Here is an 11942-nt window from a genome sequence, read left to right on the forward strand (position 1 = left end):
GTACGAATATGACGACCAGCGAGAAGGCAGGCTGATGGACGCCTGCGCAATGAGGCCGACCTTTGGCCGCGACAAGCCGGCATTTGGCCCGGTTCACCTTGCCTGCCTGGCCGTCGCCCTTGCCCTGCATCTCGCCCTCCTCTGGCTGATGCAAGGCAGCCGCCCCGCCCCCGTCACGCCCCCCGAGCCCATCACCTTGTCTGCCCGCTGGGCCGGCGAGTCGGACAAAGATGACGCACCGGCCAAGCCGGCGGCGCCAGCGGCCACTCCGGCTCCCCCTCGGGAGGTGAAGAAACCGGCACCTGTGCCGCCGAAAGTGGTCAAGCCGGTCGTCAAGAAACCGGCTCCCAAACCGGCGCCCACTCCGCCAAAGCCCAAGCCAGTACCGATGACCAAACCAGCACCAGTGGCCAAGGCCGAGCCGGTGGTCGCGCCCTCTGCGCCTGCTACCCCGCAGACGGCGGCCAATACCCAGAGCGCGAGTGGCGCCAGTGCGCCGCCGACCAAGTCCCGCCAGACTGGGGCCGGGGCCGGCAGCAGTGCCCCCATCGCACGGGATGCCAGGCTGAACAACCCCGAGCCTCCCTACCCTCCGGAGTCACGCCGACGGGGAGAAGAGGGGCGCGTGGTATTGAAGGTCCGAGTCAGCAAGGAGGGCACCGCCGAGTCGGTCGACGTGGAGCAGAGCAGTGGTCATCGACGCCTGGACATGGTCGCCCGCAAGACCGTCAGCCGTTGGCGCTTCATTCCAGCCAAACAGAACAATACCGCCGTCCCAGCCTGGACAGGGGTTACCATTATTTTCAAGCTAGGAAACTAACCATGAATCCGGAAATCGAAACAAGCGGGATGGGCATAACGCATCTGCTCAGCCAAAACACCGGGGTGGGCCTGGTCCCGCTGATCCTGCTGGTACTGATGTCGCTCGGCACCTGCTACTACGGGTTGCTCAAGCTCTGGCTTGACCATCGCGAGCAGCGCCTGAACGCCCGTTTCATGGGTGCCTTCTGGCACCATGAGAGCGTGCAGGCGATGGCGAACCAGCTCGCCCAGACGCCCCCTGAAGAAGCCTGCGGCAGGATAACGAGTGCGGCACTGACGGCGGTTGCCCAGATTGAGCGATCCCAGGGACGGGCCGCCTCTCTCAAGCTGGGTTCCCCCGACGACTTCTTGCTGCGCGCCCTGCGCCAGACCATCAGCGCGGAGCGGATCCGCCTCGAGCACGGCTTGGCCTTCCTCGCCTCCGTCGGCTCCGCGGCCCCCTTCATCGGGCTCTTTGGCACCGTCTGGGGCATCTATCACGCCCTGCTGGCCATAGGGGCCGCGGGCCAGAGCAGCCTGGACAAGGTCGCAGGCCCGGTCGGTGAGGCCCTCATCATGACCGGCTTCGGTCTCGCCGTCGCCCTGCCTGCTGTGCTGATCTACAACTTCTTCGTGCGCCGCAACCGCCTCAAACTCGCGGCGCTGGACGAGTTTGCCTACGACCTGTTCGCCCTGCTGGTGACCGGCGTGGAGCAGAGCGCCTCCAGGGTGACGCCACTGGCCGCCGTCGACAGCGCCAAGCAGGGGCAGATGTAATGGCTTTCGGCAAACTTCCCGGGGAATCGGACGAGCAGCCCCTCTGTGAGATCAACATGATCCCGATGATCGACGTCATGCTGGTGTTGCTCATCGTCTTCATGATCACCGCCCCCCTGCTCACCAACGCGGTCAAGCTCGAGTTGCCCGAGGCCAGCAGCCAGGTCAATCAGCCCAAGCAGGAGGATGTGATCCTCTCCATCGACGGTGCCGGCAAGATCTACTGGAACGACAAGCAGGTCGATGAGACGGCGCTGCTCGCCGAGATGGTCAAGGCCAGCGAGGCCAAGCCGGAGATCCCCGAGATCCAGCTGCGCATCGACAAGAGCGTGGAGTACGGCGCCATCGCCAAGGTGATGGCACAGGCCTCCCAGCACGGGTTACACAAGATAGCGTTCGTCAGCCAGCCTGAAAGCGAGTGATGGCCAGGAAGAGAGCAACTCGTGTAACAAGGCATCACCCAGGTGGTGCCTTGTTTATTGGCCCTCCCTATACCCGGTTGCCAGCGGCGGGACTGCCCTGCATGATGCAAGGCCGCCCCGCCATTTCAAGGAGAGAAGATGAGAACATCGGATTACGTGAGGCTGCTGGTGCTGGCGGCCATCTGGGGTGCCAGCTTCTTGTTCATGCGCATCGCGGCGCCGGCGTTCGGCTCGGTCAACACCACCTTCCTGCGGGTCTTCTTCGCCCTCGTCGGGCTCGCCGCCATGCTCCTGCTGCTGCGCACCCCCATGCAGTTTCAGGGCAAGCTCAAATCCATCATGGTGCTTGGCATCATCAACTCCGGCGTCCCCTTCCTGATGTATGCCGTGGCGGCCCTCTGGCTGCCCGCGGGGTATTCCGCCATCCTCAACGCCACCACGCCCCTGATGGGCGCCCTCATCGGCTTCTCCTTCTTTCACGAGGCGCTGACCTTGCGCAAGTGGGCCGGGGTCATGCTGGGGCTGGTGGGCATCGGGCTCATCACCACCACCGGGGAGGTCGACCTGAGCGGCCAACTGGCCATCGGGGTGCTGGCCTGCCTCATCGCCACCGCCTGCTATGGCTGCGCCGGCTTTCTGACGAGGCGCTGGGTCACCGAGCGGGGAGGCCTGGACGCCAAACTGGTGGCCTTTGGCAGCCAGATAGGGGCCGTCCTCTTCCTGCTTCCCTTCTTCGGCTACACCCTGGCGACCGGCCCCGCCGTCGACTGGGCCCAGCCTGGGGTCTGGGCCAGCGTGCTGGCGGTCGGTTTCCTCTGCACCGCCTTCGCCTATCTGCTCTATTTCAGGTTGATCGCCGACATCGGCCCCCTGCGAAGCCTCACTGTCACCTTCCTCATTCCGCCCTTCGGCATCCTGTGGGGCTATCTGGTGCTGGGGGAAACCCTCACCGGCGGCTTCGTGTTCGGCGGCGCCGTGGTCTGCCTCGCGGTCTGGCTGGTGACCAGCCCCGCCAGAGCCATCAAGCCGGCCAAGGCACAAGCCTAGGCTCCGCGTCATCTGCCGGGCCCATGGCTCGGCAGATGGGCGCAACTGGGGTAAGATGACCCCCATAGTTTCTCCCGCCCCGGCGGACACCACAGCAGGGCCAGCCTTGAATCACCTCGAACCCGCCAGTCAGAGCAGACAACAGCAGATCTTCACCGTCACCCGCCTCAACAGCGCCGTGCGCATGATCCTGGAGCAGGATCTGGGGCTGGTGTGGCTGACCGGGGAGCTCTCGAACCTCGCGATGCCAAGTTCCGGCCACTGGTACTTCTCCCTCAAGGACATGTCGGCCCAGGTGCGCTGCGCCATGTTCAAGGGCAACAACCGCCGGGTGCCGTTCCGTCCCCAGGATGGCATGCAGGTGCTGGTGCAGGCGCGAGTCTCCCTCTATGAACCCCGGGGCGACTACCAGCTCATCATCGAGTCCATGCAGCCCGCCGGGGATGGCATGCTGGCCCTGCGCTTCGAGGAGCTCAAGCGCCGCCTCGGTGCCGAAGGGCTCTTTGACGAAGGGCGCAAGCGCCCCTTGCCCCGGGAACCCCGCGCCGTGGGGCTGGTCACCTCCGCCACCGGCGCCGCCCTGCACGACATGCTGACCGTCTTGCGCCGCCGCGCCCCGGACTTGCCCGTTTTCATCTACCCGACCCAGGTGCAGGGGAGCGCCGCCACCGCCCAGATCGTCTCGGCCATCATGCTTGCCAATCGCCGCGCCGAGGTGGATGTGCTCATCGTCGGACGCGGCGGCGGTTCCCTTGAAGATCTCTGGTGCTTCAACGAAGAGGCAGTGGCACGGGCCATCGCAGGCTCCGCCATCCCCGTGGTGAGCGCCGTAGGACACGAGGTGGACGTCACCATCAGCGACTTTGCCGCCGACCTTCGTGCCCCCACCCCCTCTGCCGCCGCCGAGCTGGTGGCGCCGGACAGGCGCACCCGCGCCCAGCGCCTCGAGCACCTGCGCCAGCGGCTCACCCAGGCCATGAGCCGTCACCAGGTTGCCGCCCGCCATGGCTTCGTCCTGCTGCAGAAGCGGCTCGATCATCAGGATCCCAAGCGACGGCTGGAGCAGCAGTCCCAGCGCCTCGACGAGCTCGACCGCCGCTTGCAGCAGCACCTGCGTGATCGCCTGCACCAGGGGGAGCGGCGCCTCGCGAGCCTCGCCATGCGCCTGCAGGCCAGAAGCCCCGAAAAGCTGCTGGCCATCGGCAAACGTCGTCACCAGCTTGCCGAGGAGCGCCTCCATGCCCTCATCGCAAAACGCCAGGATCTCGCCCGCCACCGCCTCGCCATGCTGGGAGCCCGCCTCGACGGCATCAGCCCGCTGGCCACCCTGGGGCGCGGTTACGCCATCGTGCGCACCCCCTCCGGGGAGGTGATCCGCCGCGCATCCCAGGTCAATGCAGGCCAGACCCTGATCACCACCCTCGCAGAGGGAGCGCTGCGGGTACGGGTGGACGAGGTCGACAACCGCTGACAAAAAGCGGGGGCCTGCACCAGGCCCCCGCCTCCTTTCTGTGCTCCGATAGCCCGTTATACCAGGGCATGACCGGCCATCTTGCCCGGGTGGCCGGATGGTTTCTCGCCCCCCTTGATCCCCCCCGGTGGATTGCACCTCAGATACTCGAACAACCCGGCCTGCAAATTGACGTTCCAGAAACGCCCCGCCAGGGTGAGGGCGAGACGCTCGGCCGAGAGCCGTGCCAGCCCGTGTCGCTGCCAGGCCTCAAAGAGCGGCATCAGGTGGGAGACCAGCCCCTGTGGCAATTGCGACAACGCCAGCCATCCGGTGTCGAGCCCCCCTCTCAGCAACCCGTCGAGACGGGCATCGGGATTGGGCCTCATCACCATGCCGGGAGCACGCACGCCCTTCGCCTGCGCCTCATGCCAGGGCGCCAGATCCCGGCCATACATGAGGCCGTGGCCGTGAATGTTGCCCCCCGCCCCTGCGCCGAAGGGCAGGATCTCGGCGCCCCACTTGGCCATCTGGTTGTAGCGGCTCTGCTCGGCATCGATGCGCCGCCAGTGGCTGCAGGAGAGCCGCTCCCAACCCCCCGCCTCCAGTGTCCGGGCCCCGTCGGCATACATGACTGCCCGCTGCTGGCCATCGGCGGCCCAGCCCAGGGTGCCTTTCTCGTCGGCGCGCGCCAGATTGGTGCCCGCCATGGAGATGAGTTGATAGAGATCCACCCCGTGCACCCCGCTCGCCATCACATCCGCGATATCCTGGCGCCACACGGCCTCATCCTGACCCGGCAGACCGAAGATGAGATCCGCCACGATAACCGCCTCGTTGTGGCGGGTCAGCGCCGCCAGCCGGGCCAGCAAGGTCTCCCTGTCATCGAAGCGGGCCGCCTGCTGGCGCACGCGGGTATCAAAACTCTGTACGCCGAACGAGAAACGATTGAAGCCACCCGCCAGGGCCGTCTGCCACTTCTCGTCATCAAAGCCGTTGAGCCGCCCCTCCAGGGTCAGCTCCGCATCCACGGTCAGGGGAAAACGGCGGATGGCGCTGGCCAGGCGGGCGAGATCGCCCGCCTCCATGTCGGTCGGCGTGCCGCCCCCCACATAGACCGCCGAGAAAGGCCGGCTCTGGACGAGCGGCGTCTCGGCTGCCTGGTGCAGCGACCCGCAGAGTGCCTCCATGTAGCGGCTCATGCGCGCCGGATTGGCGCCGTTTTCGAAGAAGTTGCAAAAACTGCAGCGCTTGCGGCAAAACGGGATATGGATGTAGAGCGCTCGGGCCTTGGCCTCGCTCTCCTGCTGCCACCAGGCTTGCCAGCCGGCATCGTCCAGCATCAGGGGGGCGGCCCCTCCCCGGCTGGCATGGGCCGACGTCTTGGCGGTGAAGGCGAATTTGAGGGGATCCGGGGTACAAAGCCCCGTCATGGTCGAAGAAAGCTGGAGAGTCGTCACTGGGGTTACCCTGCGTAAATAACGCAAATGATAACGAATATCAGTTGCAGGTATTTGTGCTGGATCAAGTCGGGAAGGATTGAGCCGTCACTCTGTCCCCATCAGGGCAGCAGCGCGTCAGGCAAGGAAGGCGTGAAACAACAAGGGAAGAGAGCCACTCTCCCACTGGAGAGTGGTGGCACACACAGGATCAGGCGGTTGATTCAAGGCTCCCGACGGGAGCGCCGCGCGGATACCGGCTGACGGGGTCAGCCATTGCCGATGATGATGGCAACCCGGCGATTTTCCGCTCGTCCGGCAGCGGTCGCGTTGTCGGCGATGGGCGCCTCTTCTCCGCGGCCACGGATATCCAGGTTCCCCTGGGGCATACCCACCGACACCAGGACATCGGCCACCGACCGTGCCCGCTTGAGGGAGAGTTGCTGGTTGTAGGCCTCATCACCGTTGGAGTCGGTATGACCGTCCACCCGGGCCCGGTTCAGTCCTACCTCAATCAGGGCCTTGCCGAGTTTCTCCACCACCTGGCGGGTCTCGGGGTTGAGGGCCCCCACATTATTGGCGAACAGCACCTTGTTGGAGATATCCAGGGTCCATCCCTCGTCGGTCAGGTGAAAGCCCTGCTCCTTCAAGGCGGCGATCTGCTCCGCCGTGAGCCCCTGGGGAGGGCTCTGGCACGCCGCCAGCACACTCAGCAACAGTGCCACCAGGCCCGCTTTGATCGGGTTCAACATGCGCATTCTTATCATCCTTTCACTATTTCCGGTTCAACTTCACGTGCTCGTTTTTCGTGTTTCTCTCTCCTCCCTGCGTTGTCGTTTGGCTTGATACATGGCGTCGTCTGCCCATTGCAGCAGGGCATCCGCCGTCCTCCCCTGCTCGGGATAGCGGGCAGAGCCGATGCTGATCCCCACCCCGAGATGGCGACCGTCACTCAATACCACGGGGGTGTTCATCGCCTGCTGCACTCGCCCTATCACCTCGCGCACCTCGTCCTCCCCCTGGATCGGGGTCAGGAGGATGACGAACTCATCTCCCCCCAGCCGGCAGACCAGATCCAGGGGCCTGAGCTGATGCTGCACCCGCCGCGCCACGGCGATCAGCACTTCGTCGCCGATGCCGTGGCCCAGGTTGTCGTTGATCTGCTTGAAACGATCGCAATCCAGATAGAGCAGGGCAAAACCTTCATGCCCCTTGTTGCCTGCCAGAATGGCCTGCTCCATGCGAGCCTCGAACAGAGCACGGTTGGGCAGACCGGTCAGGGGATCATGGGTTGCCTGATGCAGCAGGCTGGCGTTCTCCCGCTTCTGGTGGGCCTGCCAGGCTTCCAGCTCGTCGAGCAGCGAATTGAAATCCTCACCCAGCTCGTGCAGCTCGGCGATATTGGCCGCCGGCACCCGCTCCTTGAGGGCCCGCTGGCGGCTGACGTTGTAAGCCACCTCGGTCAGGGCCTTGAGGGGTGCCGTGATGGAGCGCTGCATCCGGCGCGCCACATGGAGTGCCCCGAGAATACTGATGAGCAGGCACACCAGGGTAGCCAGCAAGGTCTGCAACAGGAATCGCAGCAGGTACTGGCCGTGACCGACCAGATGCACCCTGGCTATCTCCTTGTGCTCGCGCACCATGGGGAGCGCCACGGGCCCCGGCAGGATTAGACGGGCCAGGTGCTGCTCCAGGGTGGTCCAGGGGGTAGTGATGTCCCGGCGCCAGCTCGCCAGCACCTGGCCGTCCGGCAGCACTATGCTGGCGCTGGCTATGTCTTCCCGGGAGGTGATGGTCTCCAGGGCATCCAGTGCCGCCTCCTTGTCATGGAAGACCACGGCCGCCTCAGTGGTGTAGCTGATGGCCCGCGCCACCAGCTTGAGGTTGTGATCCGCATAAAGGCGCAGCGCCAGCAGCGCCGTGACGGTCAGAAACAGCCCGGCCATGCAGACGGCAGTCAGGGAGATCATCATGTGGGTGCGCCCCAGACTCTGTCGCAGGGTAAGCCGGGGAGTGGCGTGATGGACCGTCATCGCACCTCCTCATCGGCTCGCGCCAGCTTGAGCACGGCCGGGTGCACTCGCACGCCGCTGCGGGCCAGCGCATCCAGATTGACCCGAAAACGCACCCTCTCCTCCCCGGCCTGCAGACAGAAGACCGCATCGGCGATGCACTCGCGGCTCTGCTCGCTGATGCTGAGGATGGCGTGACCGCGCAGGCGCTCGAACAGGGAGAGGCGCTGCGCCGGAGCCAGCACCCCCAGATAGATGACATCGCAGCGCTGGATCAGCGACTCGTCGTCCATGTCGTAGTGATGGACCTCCACCGGTCGGCCATTGGCCTGCCGTTCGATGGTCAGAAGGGATGACGCATATTCCGTCGGCGCCGTGATGCAGAGCCGAAGCCTGGCGGGCTCGCTGGGCCAGCGGGTGTAACTGAGGATATCGAGCACGGTCTGGCGCACCATGTCGCTGCGCGCCTCGGCGGAGGTTGCCGCCATGGCCTGGTTTGCCAGCATCAGCATGCAGCACAGTGGCGCCAGCCACATCAGTAACCGGAGGTAACAAAGCATCTGCATGGTGCCCGCGAGAGTGTCCAGGTCGGCGCCGGGGTAACCCGACGCCCATGATGAGAGTGCCTGCATGGCACCGCACCGAGCTTACCAGCCGGGTGGCCAGCCCCCAGAGGCAAGTGGCACGGTTGCGTCACCGGGTGTCGCAGCCGTGCCTGCAAGGCGCTCAATGCCCCAGGCAGACACCGTCCATCGACACTACTTCTTGCCAATCCCATATTCGCGCAGCTTGTTGGCGATGGCGGTATGGGAGACACCGAGCCGCTTGGCCAGTTGGCGGGTGGAGGGGAACGCCGGGTAGAGCCGCTCCAGCAGGCGGCTCTCGAAACGCTTCACCGCCTCGTCGAGCCCCCCTTCGAACCACTCGTCGATGAGCGGCATGGCATCGGCCGCCACCGGCAAGTCCACGTGCTCGGGTCCAATCTCGTCCCCTTCCAGCAGGGTCATGGCCCGATAGAGGCAGTTGCGCAACTGGCGCACGTTACCGGGCCAGCGGTAGGCGGTGAGGTACTCGGCCATGTTGCGGGTAAAGCGCGGACGGGGGCGCTGCAGTTCGCTGGCAAAGCGCGACACGAACTGCTGGGCCAGAGCCATGATGTCCGCCTTGCGCTCGCGCAGCGGCGGCAGATTGAGGCTAAGCACATTGAGGCGGTAGTAGAGATCTTCGCGAAACTTCCCTTCATGGACCAGATCCAGCAACTGCTTCTGGGTGGTGCAGATGAAGCGCACGTTGACCCTCACCTCCTGCTCGTCACCGACCCGGCGAAACACGCCGTCTTGCAGCACCCGCAGGAACTTGGTCTGCAGATGGGGGGACATGTCGCCGATCTCGTCCAGCATCAGGGTGCCGCCGCTGGCCAGCTCCAGCACCCCGCGCTTGCCCTCGGTGTTGTTGCCAAAGGCGCCGGGGGCATAGCCGAACAGCTCGCTCTCGGCCACGTTGTCCGGCATGGCCGCGCAGTTGAGCGCCATGAAGGGGTGGCTGGAGCGCAGGCTGGCGCCGTGGCAGGCCCGGGCCAGCAACTCCTTGCCGGTGCCGGTCTCTCCCACGATGAGCAAGGGGGCGTCCTGCATCGCGAGCTTGGCTGCCTGGGCCAGCACCTCTTTCATCTTCTGGCTCTCGGCCTGGAGGTGCTCAAAGCCCCCCACTTCCACCGCGTGCAGGGCACTGAAGTGCATACCGACCCGGCGGGCGGATTTGAGCACCACCACGGCGCCGGCCAGAGCCTGCTTGCCCTTCTCTTCGGCCACGAACAGCGGCATCAGATCGCCCAGGTACTCTTCGCCACCGAGGCTCAGCTTGCAGGTCTGGGGCTTGATCTCCCCCGACTCCAGCCAGCGGCCAAACGAGAAGCCCTTGACCAGGGAGGCGATCGCCACGCCGCGCACCTCGTCCGCTGGCAACGCCAGGGTGGTGAGGGCGGCCTGGTTGGCCTGGGTCACCCGCCCCTTGCTGTCGAGGGAGAAGACCAGGTCCGGCAGTGCCTTGAGCAGGGCCTCTATCTCGTGGTGTTCCCGCTCGGAGGGCATGTAGGGGATGGTCTTGACGTCATAGACGCCGGGAATGCGGCGAATTTCCGGCATCAGATGCTGAAAGTCACGGAACTCCAGCTCGGGGAAATTGAGATAGATGATGCCTGAGGTATCGATTTCGATGCCGCGCAGATCGATGTTGTGCTCCACCAGTCGGTCGAGCAATTCCCGGGTCAGGCCCAGACGGTCTTCACAGCTGACTTCAAGACGCATTCGGCACACACTTCCTAGCTAACATTCTGAATAACGGGATAATACAGACTCGATCCCGCCAGTGCGAGCGCTCCCCCACAAAAATGCGGGCCTGCCCCGCTTTCACCGGGCAGGCCCTGTCTGCGCTGGCGCCAGACGGCGGTTACTTCATCAACGCGTCGGTGCGGGCTGCCATGATGAAGTCGTTGCGATGCAAGCCGCCTATCTTGTGGGTCCACCAGCTCACGGTCACCTTGCCCCATTCGAGCAAGATCGCCGGATGATGGAACTCCGCCTCCGCCAGTTCTCCGAGGCGGTTGGTGAACGCCAGCCCCTCCTTGAAGTTGCGAAACACAAATTCACGACGCAGTTGCAGCTCGCCGTTCACCACCAGGGGCTGCCAGTCGGGGATGAGGTGCATCAGCTCCCCCAGCTCCTGATCGCTCACCCTGGGGGCATCGGCGCGGCACGCCTCGCATCGTTGACTCGCCAGTTCAGTCATTCGGGACTCCTTTCATGAAACATCGTGGGAATGAATACGGGTCAGCTCGCCTGCTTGCCGGCAACGGGGGCAAAGCGGGGTGGACGCAGGCCAAGACAACGGGCCTCGGCCACGGCCGCCATGATCCCCGGCCCCTCCAGACCATAGAGGGTATCGAGACGAGGCAGCACGAAATAGGTCGGCTGCATGATGTCGATGCGATAGGGGGTACGCAGGATCTCCAGCAGATCGAAGGGTTGCAGCTCGGGCTTACCCGAGAGGGCATAGGCGGTCTCGCCGATGGAGGAGAGAATGCCGCCGCCGTAGATGCGCAGCCCCTCCTCCCCCTGCAGGAGACCGAACTCCACCGTGAACCAGTAGAGCCGCGCCAGATAGACCCGCTCCTCCTTGCTCGCATGGAGTCCGAGCCGACCATACAGGTGAGTGAAGTGGGCAAAGGCCGGGTTGGTCAGCATGGCGCAGTGGCCGAAGATCTCGTGGAAGATGTCGGGCTCTTGCAGGTAGTCGAGCTCGTCCCGGCGGCGAATGAAGGTGGCGACGGGAAAACGGCGATCAGCGAGCAGCGCGAAGAAGTGATCAAAGGAGATGAGGGCCGGCACCGCCGCCACCGACCAGCCGGTGGCGGGCATCAGGGCAGCGTTGATCTCGCCTAGCTGGGGGATACGGTCCAGAGGCAGGTCGAGGCGTGCCAACCCGGCCTGGTATTCGTCGCAGGCCTTGCCATCGAGCGCCGCAAGCTGGCGTGCAATCAGGATCCGCCAGGTGCCGTGCTCCTCGTCCGTGTAGTGGATCCTGCCCTGCCCATCCGGTTGGCGGGCCGTGTAGAGACTTGCCATGAGTGATCCCATCCTTCGGGTGCCAGCCGCCATCCGGGCGGTCACTGGTCGTTGAGTCATGGGATCACTGTAACGGTTTGCCCCTCAAAAAAGCAGCCGACCCCGGGGTCGGCTGCTTTTGACAATTGTAAATTATTTGTGACATCCCTATCGAATCCCAGCCACCTCACGACTTGTTGAGATAACCCGCCAACTGGCCGATCAGCCGCTTGCGCAACTCGCCCAGTTTCGGCTTCTCGTCGGCACACCAGGGGAGCGGACGACAGGCTTCCATGGTACGCATCCCGAGGCGCGCGGTGAGCAACCCGGCCCCGACCCCTTGGGCAGCGCGGGCGGAGAGCTTGGCGGTCAGCTCGGCCCCCAGCAGATCC

Annotated in this window: 13 protein-coding genes; 5 read left to right on the plus strand and 8 right to left on the minus strand. The window is 65.0% G+C overall.

The window, feature by feature from the left end:
* From BN1120_RS07880 to xseA, 5 genes are all read left to right on the plus strand, one after another.
* Window positions 1–820 (plus strand): energy transducer TonB (locus BN1120_RS07880; RefSeq protein ID WP_330217865.1); only part of this gene is annotated, 820 nt, incomplete at its 5' end.
* 2 nt (window positions 821–822) lie between these two features.
* Window positions 823–1578 carry a MotA/TolQ/ExbB proton channel family protein gene (locus BN1120_RS07885; protein ID WP_042015516.1) on the plus strand — a complete coding sequence of 252 codons (756 nt, stop codon included), beginning with the start codon at window positions 823–825 and terminating at the stop codon, window positions 1576–1578.
* On the plus strand, window positions 1578–2000 hold the full coding sequence (locus BN1120_RS07890) for an ExbD/TolR family protein (protein ID WP_039039027.1): 423 nt from the start codon (window positions 1578–1580) through the stop codon (window positions 1998–2000). The genes BN1120_RS07885 and BN1120_RS07890 overlap by 1 nt, the downstream gene beginning before the upstream one ends.
* A 138-nt stretch (window positions 2001–2138) precedes the next feature.
* Window positions 2139–3047: a DMT family transporter gene (locus BN1120_RS07895; protein ID WP_042015517.1), complete on the plus strand. Its 909-nt coding sequence runs from the start codon at window positions 2139–2141 to the stop codon at window positions 3045–3047.
* Between the two features lie 106 nt (window positions 3048–3153).
* Window positions 3154–4518 (plus strand): exodeoxyribonuclease VII large subunit, encoded by a 1365-nt coding sequence (gene xseA / locus BN1120_RS07900; protein WP_042015520.1) that lies wholly within the window; start codon window positions 3154–3156, stop codon window positions 4516–4518.
* A 56-nt stretch (window positions 4519–4574) separates the two neighbouring features.
* Here the strand turns inward: xseA and hutW are convergent, their stop codons facing one another.
* The 8 genes from hutW to BN1120_RS07940 all read right to left on the minus strand — a co-directional run.
* Entirely contained in the window at window positions 4575–5930 is a 1356-nt protein-coding gene (hutW, locus tag BN1120_RS07905) for a heme anaerobic degradation radical SAM methyltransferase ChuW/HutW (protein ID WP_042015522.1), read from the minus strand.
* A 275-nt stretch (window positions 5931–6205) separates the two neighbouring features.
* A complete protein-coding gene (locus BN1120_RS07910) occupies window positions 6206–6694 on the minus strand; it encodes an OmpA family protein (protein ID WP_010674543.1) in 489 nt (162 codons plus the stop codon).
* Window positions 6695–6727: 33 nt separating this feature from the next.
* Window positions 6728–7969, minus strand: coding sequence for a diguanylate cyclase domain-containing protein (locus tag BN1120_RS07915; protein ID WP_042015523.1), 1242 nt, complete (start codon window positions 7967–7969; stop codon window positions 6728–6730).
* The gene (locus BN1120_RS07920; protein ID WP_080767945.1) at window positions 7966–8484 is read right to left on the minus strand and encodes a YfiR family protein; all 519 of its coding nucleotides are present in this window, start codon (window positions 8482–8484) and stop codon (window positions 7966–7968) included. The genes BN1120_RS07915 and BN1120_RS07920 overlap by 4 nt, the downstream gene beginning before the upstream one ends.
* Before the next feature lie 222 nt (window positions 8485–8706).
* Window positions 8707–10254 (minus strand): transcriptional regulator TyrR, encoded by a 1548-nt coding sequence (tyrR, locus tag BN1120_RS07925; protein WP_042015525.1) that lies wholly within the window; start codon window positions 10252–10254, stop codon window positions 8707–8709.
* 142 nt (window positions 10255–10396) lie between these two features.
* A complete protein-coding gene (locus tag BN1120_RS07930; protein WP_041215281.1) occupies window positions 10397–10735 on the minus strand; it encodes a 4a-hydroxytetrahydrobiopterin dehydratase in 339 nt (112 codons plus the stop codon).
* A gap of 41 nt (window positions 10736–10776) precedes the next feature.
* Window positions 10777–11571 carry a phenylalanine 4-monooxygenase gene (gene phhA, locus BN1120_RS07935; RefSeq protein ID WP_042015526.1) on the minus strand — a complete coding sequence of 265 codons (795 nt, stop codon included), beginning with the start codon at window positions 11569–11571 and terminating at the stop codon, window positions 10777–10779.
* A 166-nt stretch (window positions 11572–11737) separates the two neighbouring features.
* On the minus strand, window positions 11738–11942 hold a 205-nt coding region (locus BN1120_RS07940), incomplete at its 5' end, for a DUF697 domain-containing protein (protein ID WP_042015528.1).

Origin of the sequence: Aeromonas caviae (assembly GCF_000819785.1) — a bacterium.
GTDB lineage: Bacteria > Pseudomonadota > Gammaproteobacteria > Enterobacterales > Aeromonadaceae > Aeromonas > Aeromonas caviae.

Bases quoted from the DNA above. Each gene is read 5' to 3' on its own strand.
- BN1120_RS07885 (WP_042015516.1), top strand. From the start codon at position 823: ATGAATCCGGAAATCGAAACAAGCGGGATGGGCATAACGCATCTGCTC.
- BN1120_RS07890 (WP_039039027.1), top strand. From the start codon at position 1,578: ATGGCTTTCGGCAAACTTCCCGGGGAATCGGACGAGCAGCCCCTCTGT.
- BN1120_RS07895 (WP_042015517.1), top strand. From the start codon at position 2,139: ATGAGAACATCGGATTACGTGAGGCTGCTGGTGCTGGCGGCCATCTGG.
- hutW (WP_042015522.1), bottom strand. From the start codon at position 5,930: ATGACGGGGCTTTGTACCCCGGATCCCCTCAAATTCGCCTTCACCGCC.
- BN1120_RS07910 (WP_010674543.1), bottom strand. From the start codon at position 6,694: ATGCGCATGTTGAACCCGATCAAAGCGGGCCTGGTGGCACTGTTGCTG.
- BN1120_RS07915 (WP_042015523.1), bottom strand. From the start codon at position 7,969: ATGACGGTCCATCACGCCACTCCCCGGCTTACCCTGCGACAGAGTCTG.
- BN1120_RS07920 (WP_080767945.1), bottom strand. From the start codon at position 8,484: ATGTGGCTGGCGCCACTGTGCTGCATGCTGATGCTGGCAAACCAGGCC.
- tyrR (WP_042015525.1), bottom strand. From the start codon at position 10,254: ATGCGTCTTGAAGTCAGCTGTGAAGACCGTCTGGGCCTGACCCGGGAA.
- BN1120_RS07930 (WP_041215281.1), bottom strand. From the start codon at position 10,735: ATGACTGAACTGGCGAGTCAACGATGCGAGGCGTGCCGCGCCGATGCC.
- phhA (WP_042015526.1), bottom strand. From the start codon at position 11,571: ATGGCAAGTCTCTACACGGCCCGCCAACCGGATGGGCAGGGCAGGATC.